We start from the raw sequence: 16715 nt of genomic DNA, 5'->3' as shown, positions 1-16715 counted from the left end.
TTACGCGTGCTTGGCGAGCCGGTAGCCGCTGCCGCGCACGGTCTCGATCATCGCATCGCAACCGGCCGGTTTCAAGGCCGCGCGCAATCGTTTGATATGGACGTCGACCGTACGCTCTTCGACGAACACGTGATCACCCCAGACCTGATCGAGCAGTTGCGTGCGGCTGTGCACGCGCTCCGGATGCGTCATGAAGAAATGCAGCAGGCGGAATTCGGTCGGGCCGAGATCGAGCTTGATCTCGCTGCCGTCGCCGTGCGCGGCGACCCGATGCGTGGCCGGATCGAGGCGCAGCCCGTTGATCGACACGACGTCCTCGGTCAGCTGCGGCGCGCGACGGCGCAGCACGGCCTTGATGCGCGCCATCAGTTCCTTCGGCGAGAACGGCTTCGTCACGTAGTCGTCCGCGCCGATCTCGAGGCCGAGCACCTTGTCCTGCTCGTCGCCCCGCGCGGTCAGCATGATGATCGGGATGTGCTTGGTCCGTTCGTTGTTGCGCAGGTCGCGCGCAAACGCAATGCCGGACTTGCCCGGCAGCATCCAGTCGAGCAGCACGAGGTCGGGCAGCACGTCGCTGATCAGGTTCTGCGCCTGCTCGGCGTTGTACGCGCGAATCGGGCAGTGACCGGCATGCTGGAGATTCACCGAGATCAGTTCGGAAATCGCGGGCTCATCTTCGACGACGAGAATGTTGCTGGGCATCGGCACCTCTGTTCTTCCTTACGGAGTCGATTAACTGTTGGCTTCGCGATCGAGCGTGTCGCGCGGCTGGTGCCGCACGTCGGTGCCCTTCACGATGTAGATGATGAATTCGGCGATGTTCTTCGCGTGGTCGCCGATCCGTTCGATCGCCTTCGCGATGAACAGGTACTCGAGGCCGACCGAGATCGTGCGCGGGTCTTCCTGCATGTACGACACGAGCTTGCGCACGAACGCGCGGAATTCGAGGTCGATTTCCTTGTCGTCCTTGACGATCTGCGCGGCCGCTACCGTATCGAGGCGCGCGAACGCGTCGAGTGCGCGGCGCAGGATCGTCACGGCCATCTCGCCCGACACCTTGATCTCGGCGATGTTCACCGCACGCGCGGCCGGCTCGTCGATCAGGCGGCGCACGCGCTTCGCGATCTTCTCGGCCTCGTCGCCGGCGCGCTCGAGGTTCGTAATCGTTTTCGAAATCGACATCAGAAGACGCAGATCGCGCGCGGCCGGCTGCCTCCGCGCGATGATGTTGCCGCACTCCTGGTCGATGTCGACTTCCATCGCGTTCAGCGTTTCCTCGGCCGCGATCACCTTCTCGGCCGTCTCGCGGTCGAATTCGTTCAGCGCATGCATCGCGCCGACGATCTGCGACTCGACGAGTCCGCCCATTTCCAGCACTTTCGACGACACGGCATTCAGGTCCGCGTCGAACTGGCTCGACAGATGTTTATCCGACATGGTTGTGATTCTCCGTCATCAGCCGAAACGGCCGGTGATGTAGTCTTCCGTTTCCTTGCGCACCGGCTTGATGAAGATCTTTTCGGTTTCGCCGAATTCGATCAGTTCGCCCAGGTACATGTAGGCCGTGTAGTCCGAGCAGCGCGCAGCCTGCTGCATGTTGTGCGTGACGATCACGACCGTGTAGTCGCTCTTCAGCTCCGCGATCAGCTCCTCGATGCGGCCCGTCGAGATCGGGTCGAGCGCCGAGCACGGCTCGTCGAGCAGCAGCACTTCCGGACGGATCGCGATACCGCGCGCGATGCACAGACGCTGCTGCTGGCCGCCGGACAGCCCGTAGCCGCTCTGGTTCAGCTTGTCCTTCACCTCGTTCCACAGCGCGGCCTTCGTCAGCGCCCACTCGACGCGATCATCCATCTCCGAGCGCGTGAGCTTCTCGAACATCTTCACGCCGAACGCGATGTTGTCGTAGATCGACATCGGGAACGGGGTCGGCTTCTGGAACACCATGCCGATCCGCGCGCGCAGCAGCGAAATGTCGCGCTTGGTGGTCAGCAGGTTCTCGCCGTCCATCAGGATTTCGCCTTCGGCTCGCTGCTCCGGATAGAGCGCGTACATTTTGTTGAACGTGCGCAGGAGCGTCGACTTGCCGCAACCCGACGGACCGATGAACGCCGTCACCTTCCCTTCGGGAATGCGCAGGTTGATGTTCTTCAGCGCGTGGAACTTGTTGTAGAAGAAGTTGAGGTTGTTGACCTCGATCTTCGCGTTCAGCGGCGCCAGCGGACGGCCATGTGCCGCATCTTGCGTGCCGGCGGGCGCAGCGGTGCGCTCGACGGGATTCAGGTGGCTTTCTGCCATATTCATCGGATTGCTCCGCCGTTACTTTTTCGAGAAGATCGAGCGCGCCAGGATGTTGAGTCCGAGCACCCCGAGCGTGATCAGGAACACGCCCGCCCATGCGAGCGACTGCCATTCGGCGAACGGGCTCATCGCGAACTTGTAGATCGTCACGGGCAGGTTCGCCATCGGCTGGCTCATGTCCCACGAGAAGAACTGGTTCGACAGCGCGGTGAACAGCAGCGGCGCCGTTTCGCCAGCGATCCGCGCGATCGCGAGCAGCACGCCCGTGATGATGCCGCCCACCGATGCGCGCAGCGTGATCTTCAGTACCATTCGCCACTTCGGCGTGCCGAGCGCGAAGGCTGCTTCGCGCAGCGCGTTCGGCACGAGCTTCAGCATGTTCTCGGTCGTGCGGATCACGATCGGGATCTGCAGCAGCGCGAGTGCGATCACGCCGGCCCAGCCCGAGAAGCGCCCCGACTTCGCGACGACGATCGCGTACACGAACAGGCCGATGACGATCGACGGCGCCGACAGCAGGATGTCGTTGATGAAGCGGATCGTGCCCGCCAGCAGGTTCTTCTGGCCGTATTCGGCGAGATAGACGCCCGCGAGGATGCCGATCGGCGTGCCGACCAGCGTGCCGAAACCGCACAGCAGCAGGCTGCCGACGATCGCGTTCGCCAGACCGCCGCCTTCCGTGTTCGGTGCCGGTGTCGATTCGGTGAACAGCTGCAGCGACAGGCCGCCGACGCCGAGATGCACCGTGGTGTAGAGAATCCATACAAGCCACAGCAGGCCGAACGCCATTGCAGCAAGCGACGCGGTCAGCGCGATCGCGTTGGTCACCTTGCGCTTGCGCTGCAGGCGGTTGCGCATCGCGTCGAGCGCGGCGCCGTTCGGCCCCGGGAAGTTCATGACGGGCTCGCTCATTTCTTGCCCTCTCCTTTCTCGAGACGAAGCAGCAGCAGTTTGGAGATGGACAGCACGATGAACGTGATCACGAACAGGATCAGGCCCAGCTCCATCAGCGCGGACGTATGCAGGCCCGGTTGCGCTTCCGCGAATTCGTTCGCGAGCGCCGACGTGATGCTGTTGCCCGGCGCGAACAGCGACACGCTGTCGAGCAGGTTGGTGTTGCCGATCACGAAGGTCACGGCCATCGTTTCGCCGAGCGCGCGGCCGAGGCCGAGCATCACCCCGCCGATCACGCCGGTCTTCGTGTAGGGCAGCACGACCTTCCACATCACTTCCCACGTCGTGCAGCCGATCCCGTAGGCCGATTCCTTCAGCAGCACGGGCGTGACTTCGAACACGTCGCGCATCACCGATGCGATGTACGGGATGATCATGATCGCGAGGATCACGCCGGCGGCGAGAATGCCGATGCCGATCGGCGGGCCCGCCGTCAGCGGACCGAGCACCCACACGTCCTTGAACAGACGGCCGATCGGCTTCTGGAAGTATTCAGCGAAGATCGGCGCGAACACGAGCAGGCCCCACATGCCGTACACGATCGACGGAATCGCGGCGAGCAGCTCGATCGCGATGCCGAGCGGGCGACGCAGCCACACGGGCGACAATTCGGTGAGGAACAATGCGATGCCGAAGCTGACCGGCACCGCGATGACGAGCGCGATGAGCGACGTCACGATCGTGCCGTAGATCGGCACCACTGCACCGTAGATATCCGAGTTCGGATCCCACTCGGTTTGCAACAAGAAGCCGAGGCCGAACTTCTGGATGGTCGGCATCGACGCAATGATCAGGGACACGATGATCCCGCCCAGCAGCAGCAGGGTCACGATCGCGGCGAGCCGTGCGAGGCCGCCGAACAGAACGTCTCCGAGACGGCTCGGCGCGCGTTGCTGCGGGACATCGGACCGGGAAGACGTGTAGGAAATATCAGACATGGGCGCCTGTTCTGGATCGCCGGGCGCCGTGACGCCCAGCCTTACCGCACACACTGCCCGGCCGGCACGGCCGGGCAGCGAACCGCTGGATTGCTTACTCTGCGGCGACCGGCTTGCCCGATGCGTCCGTCACCTTCGTCTTCCACTGCTTGCGGATTTCCGTCTCGACCGACGCCGGCAGCGAGATGTAGTCGAGGCTGTCGGCCGCCTTCTCGCCGTTCTTGAACGCCCAGCTGAAGAACTTCAGCGTTTCGGCGCCCTGCTCCGGCTTGTCCTGCTTCGCGTGCAGCAGCACGAACGTCGCGCCGACGACCGGCCATGCTTCCTTGCCCGGCTGGTTCGTCAGGATCTGGTAGAACGACTTCGACCAGTTCGCGCCAGCAGCAGCAGCCTTGAACGTTTCGGTCTTCGGCTCGACCACCGTGCCCGTCGAGTTCTTCAGGGCCGTGTAGGTCATGTTGTTCTTCTTCGCGTACGCCCACTCGACGTAGCCGATCGCGCCCGGCAGGCGCTGCACGAAGGCCGCGACGCCGTCGTTGCCCTTGCCGCCCGTGCCCGTCGGCCAGTTGACCGTCGTGCCTTCGCCGATCTTCGACTTCCACTCGTCGTTGACCTTCGACAGGTAGTTCGTCCAGATGAAGCTCGTGCCCGAACCGTCAGCGCGGCGAACGACTGCGATGTCCGTATCCGGCAGCTTGACCTTCGGGTTCAGCGCGGCGATCGCCGGGTCGTTCCACTTCTTGATCTTGCCGAGGTAGATATCGCCGAGCACCGGGCCCGACAGCGTCAGTTCGCCGGCCTTCACGCCCGGCACGTTGACGACCGGCACCACGCCGCCGACCACCGTCGGGAACTGGAACAGGCCTTCCTTCGCGAGCTCTTCATCCTTCAGTGGTGCGTCCGAACCGGCAAAATCGACCGTCTTCGCGTTGATCTGCTTGAGGCCGCCCGACGAACCGATACCCTGGTAGTTCACCTTCGCGCCGCCGGACTGCTGGTAGTCGGCAGCCCATTTCGTATAGATCGGCATCGCGAACGTGCTGCCTGCGCCCGTGATGTCGGCAGCTTGCGCGGCGACTGCGAAAAGCGCGCCAGCCAGGCCGGCAATCGCGGTTTGCATCAATTTCATGAGACCTCCAGTGTGTGAGCGGATGACTACGGCACCGCGAAGGTTAGGGGCTCCTCATGACGATAATGTGACAATCGATGAAACTGGTGTGACAGTAACATGACTGGTTGAAAGGGAGTATCGGGCCCTGTGAGGGCGGCCGCGCAAGGGCAGCGCGGCGGGAATGACGGCAAAAATTACCGGTCAGGAAGGGCTGTTCGGTACCCGCTGATGCGAGGCCCGGAGCGAAACATATGCACCGCACGTGGGGGCAGGAAAACCCATCGCCACAGCCAATGCAATTCAGGGTCGGATGTTTTCCTCCGTCACACGAAATCCGCGCCGAAGCCGCCCTCTATTTAATAGCGCAAACCTTTGCGTCTGACGAATTGCGGCGCCCGAAAGCGCCGCCCGTCGAATCACCAAAGAGGCGGCGCGCACACGGCCTGACCGTCGCGCGCCGTCACCGGTTCGGCTCAGCTCGTCGCCGCGCGCACCGCGTCGGCAATCGCTTCCGCGTGAAGGGTCGCGTCGGCCGCATGCTGTGCCTCGACCATCACGCGCAGCACGGGCTCGGTGCCCGACGCGCGGATCAGCACACGGCCGCGGCCGGCGAGCGCACTTTCGGCTGCGTCGATCGCCGCGCGAATCGATGCACTGCCCTTCCAGTCGGCACCCGCCTTCATCCGCACGTTGATCAGCTTCTGCGGGAACAGCGTGACGCCGTCCAGCATCTGCGCAAGCGTGCGGCCGCTGCGCTTGAGCGCGGCCAGCACGAGCAGCGCCGACACGATGCCGTCGCCGGTCGAATGGCGGTCGAGCGACAGGATGTGGCCCGAGCCTTCCGCGCCAAGCTGCCAGCCGCGCTCGCGCAGCTGTTCGAGCACGTAGCGGTCGCCAACGGCCGCCCGCACGAACTGCACGCCCTCGCGCTGCAGCGCGACCTCGACCGCGAGGTTCGTCATCAGCGTGCCGACAGCGCCGTCGACCTTGCCGGCGGTCGCAATCCGGTCCTTCACGAGCACGTAGAGCAACTCGTCGCCGTTGTACAGCCGGCCCGTCGAATCGACGACCTGCAGGCGGTCCGCATCGCCGTCGAGCGCGATGCCAAGGTCCGCATGGTTCGCCCGCACGGCACGCACCAGTGCGTCGGGCGCCGTCGCGCCGACACCGTCGTTGATGTTGAAGCCGTTCGGCGCGACGCCGATCGGGATCACGTCCGCGCCGAGTTCGTGGAATACGTGCGGCGCGATCTGGTACGCGGCGCCGTGGGCGCAGTCGATCACGAGCTTCAGCCCGCGCAGGTCGTATGCAGCCGGGAACGTGCTCTTGCAGAACTCGATGTAGCGGCCGGCCGCGTCGTCGAGGCGGCGCGCCTTGCCGAGCCGGTCCGACGACGCGCATTCGAGCGGCTTGTCGAGCCATGCTTCGATCTCGGCCTCGGTATCGTCGGGCAGCTTGTTGCCATCGGCGGAGAAGAACTTGATCCCGTTGTCCTGATACGGGTTGTGCGATGCGCTGATCACGACGCCGGCCGACAGGCGCAGCGCGCGCGTCAGGTATGCGACGCCCGGCGTCGGCATCGGGCCGGCCAGCATCACGTCGACGCCTGCCGCCGAAAAACCGGCCTCGAGCGCGGCCTCGAGCATGTAGCCCGACACGCGCGTGTCCTTGCCGATCAGCACCGTCGGACGTACCCCCGCCGCGACGTCGGCCGCGCCGGCCAGTACCTTGCCGGCTGCATAGCCGAGACGCAACACGAAATCAGGCGTGATGGGCGCATCGCCCACCGTGCCGCGAATGCCGTCCGTGCCGAAATATCGACGTCCCATGGCGAACCTTCCTCCTTCGTCTTTCTGACTTCTGACTTATCGTTGCCGCGCGGCTGCGCGCACGGCGTTCCAGACCTTCAGCGCATCGACCGTCGCCGCGACGTCGTGCACACGCACGATCGCCGCGCCGCGCCCGACCGCGCACAACGCAGCCGCCACGCTCGCCGCGACGCGTTCGATCGGCGGCTTGCCGCCGATCACCGCGCCGAGCATCGACTTGCGCGACATGCCCGCGAGAATCGGATACGCGCGCCCGTCAGGCCGCGCGGGGGCCGTGTCCGGCAACGCGGCCAGCAGCGCGTAGTTGTCATCGACCACGGCCTTGCCGAATCCGAACCCGGGGTCGACGCAGATCCGTTCCGGCGCGACGCCCGCGTCGCGCAGCGCCTGCACGCGTGCGGCGAGAAAGTCGCGCACGTCGGCCACGACGTCGCCGTAGTCGGGCTCGCCGACCTGCATCGTCTGCGGCTCGCCGAGCATGTGCATCGCGCACAGCCCGCCGTTGCCTTCGCGCACGGCGTCGATCGCACCCGGCTGGCGGAACCCCCATATGTCGTTGATCATATCCGCGCCGGCAGCGAGCGCCGCACGCATCACGTCCGGCTTGTAGGTGTCGATCGAAAGCGGCACGTTCAGTGGCCGCAGCGCTTCGACGAGCGGGATCACGCGCGCGAGTTCCTCGTCGAGCGGCACGGGCGGCGCACCGGGACGCGTCGACTCGCCGCCGATGTCGATCAGGTCGACGCCTTCGGCGATCATCCGCTCGGCCTGGCGCAGCGCATCGTCGCGCGCGAGGAAGCGGCCGCCGTCGGAAAACGAATCGGGGGTGGCGTTGAGAATGCCCATCACGAGCGGGCGTTCGAACGTCAGCGAGAAACGGCCGCACTGGAGCGGCGCGGGAATGGAGGCTGGAACTGCGGATTCGGGCACGGGCGGGAGACGTTGATGAATGCAAAACGGGCCGGTGTGAAGCCACACCAGCCCGTGAACGGTGCTACGGCGAAGGTCAGGCGGGCGAAGCAGGCGCCGGCGCGTTGCCGGGCTTCACTTCGGCGGCCGTGCCGCCACCCGAGGAATCGCCGCCGACGGCCGGCGAGCTCTTCGGCGAGCGCGGCGGACGCCCTTCCATGATGTCGTTGATCTGATCGGCGTCGATCGTCTCCCACTCCATCAGCGCGGCCGTCATTGCCTCGACCTTGTCGCGGTTCTCTTCGAGCAGGCGACGCGCAAGGCCGTACTGTTCGTCGAGCACTCGACGGATTTCGCTGTCGACCTTCTGCTGCGTCGCTTCCGAGATCGTGCGGGTGAAGCCGCGGCCAAACGGGCTGCTGTCGTTCTCGTCATCGACGTAGACCATCGGTCCGAGCGCGTCGGTCATGCCGAAACGCGCCACCATCGCACGCGCCGTCTGCGTCGCCTTGTTGAAGTCGTCCGACGCGCCGGTGCTGATCAGGTTCAGGAACAGCTCCTCAGCCACGCGGCCGCCGAACAGGATCGCCAGGCGGTCGAGCAGGTAGTCCTTCGAGTACGTCTCGTTGTCATGCTCCGGCAGCTGCCACGTGACACCCAGCGCGCGACCGCGCGGGATGATCGTGACCTTGTGCACCGGGTCGGCCTTCGGCAGCAGCTTCGCGATCACCGCGTGGCCCGACTCGTGGTAAGCCGTCGCACGCTTCGCTTCTTCGCGAATCACCGCCGACTTGCGCTCCGGACCCATGAAGATCTTGTCCTTCGCGTCCTCGAAATCCTGCATCTCGACGATGCGCTTGCCGCGACGTGCGGCGAACAGCGCCGCTTCGTTCACGAGGTTCGCGAGATCGGCGCCCGAGAAGCCCGGCGTCCCGCGCGCGATGACCGCTGCGTCGACGTCGTTCGCGATCGGCACCTTGCGCAGGTGCACGCGCATGATCTGCTCGCGGCCGCGGATGTCCGGCAGGCCGACATAGACCTGGCGGTCGAAACGGCCCGGACGCAGCAGCGCCTTGTCGAGCACGTCGGAACGGTTGGTCGCGGCGATCACGATCACGCCCGAGTTCGCTTCGAAGCCATCCATCTCGACCAGCATCTGGTTCAGCGTCTGCTCGCGCTCGTCGTTGCCGCCACCCATGCCGGCGCCGCGATGACGACCGACCGCGTCGATTTCGTCGATGAACACGATGCACGGTGCGTGCTTCTTCGCCTGCTCGAACATGTCGCGCACACGGGCCGCGCCGACGCCGACGAACATTTCGACGAAGTCGGAACCCGAGATGCTGAAGAACGGCACCTTCGCTTCACCGGCGATCGCGCGGGCGAGCAGCGTCTTGCCGGTACCCGGGGGGCCGACGAGCAGCACGCCGCGCGGAATGCGACCGCCCAGCTTCTGGAATTTCTGCGGGTCGCGCAGGAAGTCGACGAGCTCGGACACTTCTTCCTTCGCTTCGTCGCAGCCCGCGACGTCGGAGAAGTTCACCGCGTTGTTGTTCTCGTCGATCAGCCGCGCCCGCGATTTCCCGAACGAAAATGCGCCGCCTTTGCCGCCTCCCTGCATCTGTCTCATCATGTAGAACCAGAACACGATGATCAGGATCGTCGGCCCGAGGTAGTACAACGCGGACATCAGCGCGTTCGGTTCGTCATCGGCCTTGCCGCTGACCTGCACGCCGTACTTCATCAGATCGCCGACCATCCAGATGTCGCCGGGCGACACGATCTGGTATTTTTGGCCATCAGCCGGAGTGACGGTGAGGTTGCGCCCCTGCACGATGACGTTCTTGACCTTGCCGTTCTTGGCGTCGTCCATGAACTGCGAATAGGACACACCTTCCTGGACGCGGGGCTTGTCGAACTGCTTGAACACCGTAAACAGCACCAGTGCGATCACCAGCCACACCGCTGCCTTCGAAAACATATTGTTGTTCAAAGCACCACTCCTTCACTCGTAGACGAGCGCCTACATTTTCCTTGCAGCGCTCCTCGGTCATTCTAATCCAGTCCGACCACCCCTGCCATAAGCATTGACAACCGTCGCAATAGCGCTTCGCTTGTCTGGCAAGGGCCGGAGCCCGTTTGCGGCACAGCGCTCCGCGTCACCGCGGATGCTTCAGTTGCCGGCCCAAAATGAACGTTTCGGACGATTTGTCGCGCGACGCCTTCGGCTTGCGCGGCGCGACGATCTTAAACTGCTGTTTGAACTTTTCGACGATCTGGCTGTAGCCACTGCCGTGGAAACACTTCACGAGCAGCGCACCTTCCGGCTTCAGATGATTCTGCGCAAATTCGAGCGCCAGATCGCACAGATGCTCGATGCGCGCCGCGTCCGCCGAGGCCACGCCCGAGAGGTTGGGGGCCATGTCCGAAATAACAAGGTCCACCGAGCGGCCTTCGAGCACTTCCTCCAGCCGGTGAAGAACCTCGTCCTCGCGAAAGTCGCCCTGGAGGAAGTGGACGTCGGCGATCGGTTCCATCGGCAGGATGTCGAGCGCCACGATCGTGCCGTCGATGCCGCCTTCGCGCTCCGCGTCACGCTTCTTGCCCTGCGCGAGCTTGTTGCGGGCATACTGGCTCCAACTGCCCGGCGTCGCGCCGAGATCGACGATCACCTGGCCCGGACGGATCAGCTTGTCCTGCTCGTCGATTTCCTTCAGCTTGTACGCGGCACGCGCGCGATAGCCCTCCCGCTGCGCCATTTTGACGTACGGGTCGTTGATGTGATCGTGCAGCCAGTGCTGGTTAAAGCGGTTTTTTGCCATTCGAGAGAGAGATTGCTGCTATTTGCTTCGTGAAGCCGTGCTTTTGGCGGATAATACGCGTCTTCTTCGCGCGGCTACGGCCCCTTCCAGGGCCCAAGCCGCGATTTTACGTGGTTTCGGCGCGCGGCTGATGCGGTAACTTCCCGCGATTCGCTTCTGATGCAGCGCGCCCCTATTTAGATTTCGACATTTCCATGCCCGCCCTTTCGCTTTCCCCCGCCGAGCGCTCCGCGCTGCGCTCCCAGGCCCATGCGCTCAAGCCCGTCGTGCTGATCGGCGCCGAAGGGCTGACCGACGCCGTGCTGAAGGAAATCAAGGTACACCTCGCCGCGCACCAGCTGATCAAGATCCGTGTGTTCGGTGACGAGCGCGACGAGCGCGTCGCCATTTACGACGAGATCTGCGACCGCCTGAACGCGGCGCCGATCCAGCACATCGGCAAGCTGCTGGTGATCTGGAAGCCCGAGGCTGCCGTGGCGGCCCCGACCCGCGGCCGTCGTGCCGGCGCGCTGCCGAGCGCAGCCGAAGCCGTCGACGACAAGAAAGGCCGTGCGCCACGCACCGTCAAGGTCGTCAAGGTGTCGCCGAACGCGAGCCCCGTGCGTCGTCCGAAGCCGACCAAGGTCGTCGTGCGCGGCAACGAGCGCGTGACGGCGGGCGGCAACGTGAAGCGCGCGAAAAAGCGCCAGGCCAGCACGAAGCGGCCGCATCAGGACAAGTAATCCTGCCGCGCGGCACGGGGCAGCCCGTGCCGCCCTGCCGGTGCGGCGCTCAGGCCGTTCAGGCGTCTTGCGCCGGCAAACGCCAGATCAGCATCAACCCCAGCACGCTCTCGACGAGATAGAACAGGCTCGAGACGCCGTGCAGCATCCCGAAGCGGCTCGCATACGGCGAGTTCGCGATATCGGTGCCCGCCTCCATCGCGGCCACCCGCAGCGCGTTCATGAACGGCTGCAGCGCGAAATACCCGACCAGCACGCACGCGACCATCGCCGCGACGATCCAGCGCACGCGACGGTAATCACCGCTGCCGCGCCGCACCTGCTGGTTCGACAGCGCGAGCAGCAACACACCGCATACGACACCGAGGATCGCCTCGATGCGAAACAACTGGGCGGCGACCGTGCCGGCCGTCATCCGCTCCAGCGTCTTGAACAGCACGGGCGCGACCGCATACCCGATCGTCAGCAGGCTGCCGACCCACACGGCCGACAGCAGACGGAACACGCGATGCGGCATCACGTCGCCCCGCTTCAGATGTAGCTGACCGAGATGATTTCGTATTCGCGCACGCCGCTCGGCGCCTGCACGGCCGCGACGTCGCCTTCGGACTTGCCGATCAGTGCGCGTGCGATCGGCGAGCTGACCGAGATCAGGCCGTGATCGATGTCGGCTTCGTCGTCGCCGACGATCTGGTACTTGACGGTGTCGCCGGACTCGAGATCCTCGAGTTCGACCGTCGATGCGAAAACCACTCGGCCTTCGGCGTCGAGCACGGTGGGATCGATGACCTGCGCGGCCGACAGCTTCGATTCGAGTTCCGCGATACGACCCTCGATGAAGCCCTGCTTTTCCTTCGCGGCATCGTATTCGGCGTTTTCGGACAGGTCGCCCTGTGCGCGGGCCTCCGCGATCGCGTTGATCACGGCCGGCCGCTCGACGGACTTGAGGCGCTGCAATTCATCGCGCAGGAGTTCTGCGCCACGCTTTGTCAACGGAATGGTGCTCATAAACGGCTCAATCGCTAAAAACGGCTTTAAAAAAAATCACCGCGATTAAGCGCATTTCCGGCGAACCGGAAACACCGCTTAATCGCGGCACGTGTTGCTTCGACAGGTAACTGACCGCTTAGTTTAGGCGAGCGTGAAGACCTTGTAAATCATAGACTTCCAGATCCTTCAGGTAGCGCAAGCCTTCGACGGCCGCGCGCGCGCCCGACATCGTCGTGTAGTACGTGACCTTGTGCGCCTGCGCGCTCATGCGGATCGAACGCGAATCGGCGATCGCCTGGCGCGTCTCGTCGACCGTCGTGAACACGAGTGCGATCTCGCCGTTCTTGATCATGTCGACGATGTGCGGACGGCCGTCCTTCACCTTGTTGACGACCTTCACCGGCACGCCGGCCGCTTCGATCGCGGCAGCCGTGCCCTTGGTCGCGACGAGCGGGTAGCCGAGGTCGTGCAGCATGCGCGCGACTTCGACCGCCTTCGGCTTGTCGGCGTCCATCACGGTCAGCAGCACCGTGCCCGACTCCGGCAGGCGCGAACCGGCCGCGAGCTGCGACTTGAACAGCGCCTCGCCGAACGTCTGGCCGACGCCCATCACTTCGCCGGTCGAACGCATTTCAGGCCCGAGGACCGGATCGACGGTCGGGAACTTGACGAACGGGAACACCGCTTCCTTCACGCTGAAATACGGCGGCTCGACTTCCTTCGTCACGCCCTGCTGCGCGAGCTTCTGGCCGACCATCGCGCGCGCCGCGATCTTCGCGAGCGGCAGGCTGGTCGCCTTCGACACGTACGGCACCGTGCGCGATGCGCGCGGGTTCACTTCGAGCACGTAGATGATGTCCTGCTTCGACCCGTCCGCCTGCGGCACCTGCTGGATCGCAAACTGCACGTTCATCAGGCCGACCACGTTCAGCGCCTTCGCCATCGCACCCGTCTGGCGCTTCAGTTCGGCGACCGTTTCCTTCGACAGCGAGTACGGCGGCAGCGAGCACGCCGAGTCGCCCGAGTGGACACCCGCCTGCTCGATGTGCTCCATCACGCCGCCGATGAACACGGCTTCGCCGTCGCAGATGCAGTCGACGTCACACTCGATCGCGTCATTCAGGAAGCGGTCGAGCAGCACCGGCGAATCGTTCGACACCTTCACGGCCTCGCGCATGTAGCGCTCGAGGTCGCGCGGCTCGTGGACGATTTCCATCGCGCGGCCGCCCAGCACGTACGACGGGCGCACGACCAGCGGATAGCCGATTTCCTCGGCGAGCTTGAGCGCTTCGTCTTCGGCGCGTGCGGTGCGGTTCGGCGGCTGGCGCAGGCCGAGGTCCTGCAGCAGCTTCTGGAAGCGTTCGCGGTCTTCGGCCGCATCGATCATGTCCGGCGACGTGCCGACGATCGGCACGCCGTGCGCCTCGAGGTCGAGCGCGAGCTTCAGCGGCGTCTGGCCGCCGTACTGGACGATCACGCCGACCGGCTTTTCCTTGTCGACGATCTCGAGCACGTCTTCCAGCGTCAGCGGCTCGAAGTACAGGCGGTCCGACGTGTCATAGTCGGTCGACACCGTTTCCGGGTTGCAGTTGACCATGATCGTTTCGTAGCCGTCCTCGCGCATCGCGAGCGCCGCGTGCACGCAGCAGTAGTCGAACTCGATGCCCTGGCCGATCCGGTTCGGGCCGCCGCCCAGCACCATGATCTTCTTGTTGGTGGTCGGCTGCGCCTCGCATTCTTCCTCGTAGGTCGAGTACATGTAGGCCGTCTTGGTCGCGAACTCGGCCGCGCAGGTGTCGACGCGCTTGTACACCGGACGCACGTTGAGTTCGATGCGGCGGCGGCGCACGTCTTCCGGCGTCGCGCCGAGCAGCTTCGCGAGGCGGCGGTCGGAGAAGCCGCTCTGCTTCAGGTAGCGCAGCTCGTCGAACGTCAGCGACGCGAGCGTGCGGCCCGCCAGCGCCTTTTCCTTCAGGATGATCTGCTCGATCTGATGGAGGAACCACGGATCGATCGCGGTTTCCGCGAAGATTTCCTCGGCCGTCATGCCGATGCGGAACGCGTCGCCGACATACCAGATGCGGTCCGGGCCCGGCTCGTGGATCTCGATCGCGATCTCGTCGCGGTTGGTCGACTTCTCGTCGAGACCGTCGACGCCGACTTCGAGGCCGCGCAGCGCCTTCTGGAACGATTCCTGGAACGTGCGGCCGATCGCCATCACTTCGCCGACCGACTTCATCTGCGTGGTCAGGCGTGAATCGGCTTCACGGAACTTCTCGAATGCGAAACGCGGGATCTTCGTGACGACGTAGTCGATCGTCGGCTCGAACGACGCCGGCGTCTGGCCGCCGGTGATTTCGTTCTTCAGCTCGTCGAGCGTGTAGCCGACCGCCAGCTTCGCCGCGACCTTCGCGATCGGGAAGCCGGTCGCCTTCGATGCGAGCGCCGACGAACGCGACACGCGCGGGTTCATCTCGATGACGACCATGCGGCCGTCCTTCGGATTGATCGAGAACTGCACGTTCGAGCCGCCGGTGTCGACGCCGATCTCGCGCAGCACCGCGAGCGATGCGTTACGCAGGATCTGGTATTCCTTGTCGGTGAGCGTCTGCGCCGGCGCGACCGTGATCGAGTCGCCGGTGTGCACGCCCATCGGGTCGAGGTTTTCGATCGAGCACACGATGATGCAGTTGTCGGCGCGGTCGCGCACGACTTCCATCTCGTATTCCTTCCAGCCGAGCAGCGACTCTTCGATCAGCAGCTCGCGCGTGGGCGACAGGTCGAGACCGCGCTTGCAGATCTCTTCGAACTCTTCGCGGTTGTACGCAATGCCGCCGCCCGAGCCGCCGAGCGTGAACGACGGACGGATCACGACCGGATAGCCGCTGCCGCCCGTCTCCGCCATGATCTCGGCGTGCACCTTGGTCGCCTCTTCCATCGAGTGCGCGATGCCCGACTTCGCGGAACCGAGACCGATCTTGGTCATCGCTTCCTTGAATTTCTGGCGGTCTTCCGCCTTGTCGATCGCTTCCGGCGACGCGCCGATCAGTTCGACGCCGAACTTCTCGAGCACGCCGTGGTGGTGCAGGTCGAGCGCGCAGTTCAGCGCGGTCTGGCCGCCCATCGTCGGCAGGATCGCGTCCGGGCGCTCCTTCTCGATGATGCGTGCGACGACTTCCCACGTGATCGGCTCGATGTAGGTCACGTCGGCCGTGTTCGGGTCGGTCATGATCGTCGCCGGGTTGCTGTTGACGAGAATGACCTTGTAGCCCTCCTCACGCAACGCCTTGCAAGCCTGCGCGCCCGAATAGTCGAACTCGCACGCCTGGCCGATGATGATCGGGCCGGCGCCGATGATGAGGATGCTTTTGATGTCTGTGCGTTTTGGCATGGCTTGTGAATTCAGTAAGTAATCTTTGTCGTGGCGTTGTCGCGGATCGGCGGTTGCGCTCAGCTCATGGTGGCGAGCGCGAGCTTCACCGAGAAACCGATGAACAGGCCGCCCACGCTGCTCGCCGCGCCCGCCGCGAGCCTGCGGCGGCGGCGGAAATGCTCGGCGAGCCGCGCGCCCGCGAAGATCAGCGTGCTCAGGTACAGGAAGCTCGCGCATTGCGCGATCGCCCCGAGCACGACGAACGACAGCGCGGGATGCGGGAACGCCGGGTCGACGAACTGGATGAAGAACGAGATGAAGAACAGGATCGCCTTCGGATTCAGGAGGCTCACGATCAGCGCCTTGCGGAATGGCCGCTCGCCGTCGACCGCACGCGGTGCATCGGCTGGCGCATCGGTGCGCGCGCGCAGCTTCTGCCACGCGCTGCGCAGCATCCCCGTGCCGATGTACAGCAGGTACGCGGCACCGCCGTACTTGACGACGGAGAACAGCAGCGGGTTCGCCTTCAGCAGTGACGCGACGCCCGCAGCGGACAGCACCATCAGCACCGTGTCGCCCAGGAACACGCCGCAGGCCGCGCGATAGCCGGCCTTCACGCCGCGCTGAGCCGCAAGCGACAGCACGTACATCGAGTTCGGCCCCGGCAGCAGGATGATGAAGATCACGCCGAACACGTAGGTCCAGATATCCGTGATGCCGAGTGCGTGGCCGAACATGATGCGAATCTCCCGTTCTTCGGTTGCTT

The 16715-nt window shown here is 64.8% G+C and carries 15 protein-coding genes; 1 reads left to right on the top strand and 14 read right to left on the bottom strand.

What is annotated here, in order from left to right:
- From phoB to DIE08_RS30255, 10 genes are all read right to left on the bottom strand, one after another.
- Complete coding sequence (gene phoB / locus DIE08_RS30305) at positions 1-702, bottom strand: phosphate regulon transcriptional regulator PhoB (RefSeq protein ID WP_006750313.1); 702 nt, start codon at positions 700-702, stop codon at positions 1-3.
- 30 nt (positions 703-732) lie between these two features.
- Positions 733-1437, bottom strand: coding sequence for a phosphate signaling complex protein PhoU (phoU, locus tag DIE08_RS30300; protein ID WP_059523442.1), 705 nt, complete (start codon positions 1435-1437; stop codon positions 733-735).
- An 18-nt stretch (positions 1438-1455) separates the two neighbouring features.
- Positions 1456-2304 carry a phosphate ABC transporter ATP-binding protein PstB gene (pstB, locus tag DIE08_RS30295; RefSeq protein ID WP_059523444.1) on the bottom strand — a complete coding sequence of 283 codons (849 nt, stop codon included), beginning with the start codon at positions 2302-2304 and terminating at the stop codon, positions 1456-1458.
- Between the two features lie 15 nt (positions 2305-2319).
- A complete protein-coding gene (gene pstA / locus DIE08_RS30290; protein ID WP_124905258.1) occupies positions 2320-3213 on the bottom strand; it encodes a phosphate ABC transporter permease PstA in 894 nt (297 codons plus the stop codon).
- A complete protein-coding gene (gene pstC / locus DIE08_RS30285) occupies positions 3210-4193 on the bottom strand; it encodes a phosphate ABC transporter permease PstC (protein ID WP_124626658.1) in 984 nt (327 codons plus the stop codon). Before pstC ends, pstA begins: the two co-directional genes overlap by 4 nt.
- Before the next feature lie 94 nt (positions 4194-4287).
- Complete coding sequence (pstS, locus tag DIE08_RS30280) at positions 4288-5322, bottom strand: phosphate ABC transporter substrate-binding protein PstS (protein WP_059603609.1); 1035 nt, start codon at positions 5320-5322, stop codon at positions 4288-4290.
- 455 nt (positions 5323-5777) lie between these two features.
- Entirely contained in the window at positions 5778-7133 is a 1356-nt protein-coding gene (glmM, locus tag DIE08_RS30270) for a phosphoglucosamine mutase (protein ID WP_124905256.1), read from the bottom strand.
- A 36-nt stretch (positions 7134-7169) separates the two neighbouring features.
- Positions 7170-8111, bottom strand: a complete 942-nt coding sequence (gene folP, locus DIE08_RS30265; protein WP_260436592.1) for a dihydropteroate synthase — start codon at positions 8109-8111, stop codon at positions 7170-7172.
- 28 nt (positions 8112-8139) lie between these two features.
- Positions 8140-10035 (bottom strand): ATP-dependent zinc metalloprotease FtsH, encoded by a 1896-nt coding sequence (gene ftsH / locus DIE08_RS30260; protein ID WP_059603600.1) that lies wholly within the window; start codon positions 10033-10035, stop codon positions 8140-8142.
- A gap of 166 nt (positions 10036-10201) precedes the next feature.
- Entirely contained in the window at positions 10202-10864 is a 663-nt protein-coding gene (locus tag DIE08_RS30255) for an RlmE family RNA methyltransferase (RefSeq protein ID WP_059523464.1), read from the bottom strand.
- Positions 10865-11058: 194 nt separating this feature from the next.
- On the opposite strand from DIE08_RS30255, the gene DIE08_RS30250 reads away from it, so the two are divergent.
- On the top strand, positions 11059-11586 hold the full coding sequence (locus DIE08_RS30250; protein ID WP_124626665.1) for a YhbY family RNA-binding protein: 528 nt from the start codon (positions 11059-11061) through the stop codon (positions 11584-11586).
- 58 nt (positions 11587-11644) lie between these two features.
- On the opposite strand, the gene DIE08_RS30245 is transcribed toward DIE08_RS30250, so the two are convergent.
- From DIE08_RS30245 to leuE, 4 genes are all read right to left on the bottom strand, one after another.
- Positions 11645-12103, bottom strand: coding sequence for a DUF4149 domain-containing protein (locus DIE08_RS30245; RefSeq protein WP_059603594.1), 459 nt, complete (start codon positions 12101-12103; stop codon positions 11645-11647).
- A gap of 14 nt (positions 12104-12117) precedes the next feature.
- Positions 12118-12594: a transcription elongation factor GreA gene (greA, locus tag DIE08_RS30240; RefSeq protein ID WP_057927897.1), complete on the bottom strand. Its 477-nt coding sequence runs from the start codon at positions 12592-12594 to the stop codon at positions 12118-12120.
- 118 nt (positions 12595-12712) lie between these two features.
- Positions 12713-15967, bottom strand: a complete 3255-nt coding sequence (gene carB, locus DIE08_RS30235; protein WP_059603591.1) for a carbamoyl-phosphate synthase large subunit — start codon at positions 15965-15967, stop codon at positions 12713-12715.
- A gap of 59 nt (positions 15968-16026) precedes the next feature.
- On the bottom strand, positions 16027-16686 hold the full coding sequence (gene leuE / locus DIE08_RS30230; protein WP_124905252.1) for a leucine efflux protein LeuE: 660 nt from the start codon (positions 16684-16686) through the stop codon (positions 16027-16029).
- Between the last annotated feature and the right edge of the window lie 29 nt (positions 16687-16715).

The organism is Burkholderia sp. Bp9004 (assembly GCF_003858025.1).
Classification (GTDB): domain Bacteria; phylum Pseudomonadota; class Gammaproteobacteria; order Burkholderiales; family Burkholderiaceae; genus Burkholderia; species Burkholderia diffusa.
Note: the sequence above shows the minus strand (reverse complement) of the source record. Positions and strands in the feature narration are given on the sequence as shown.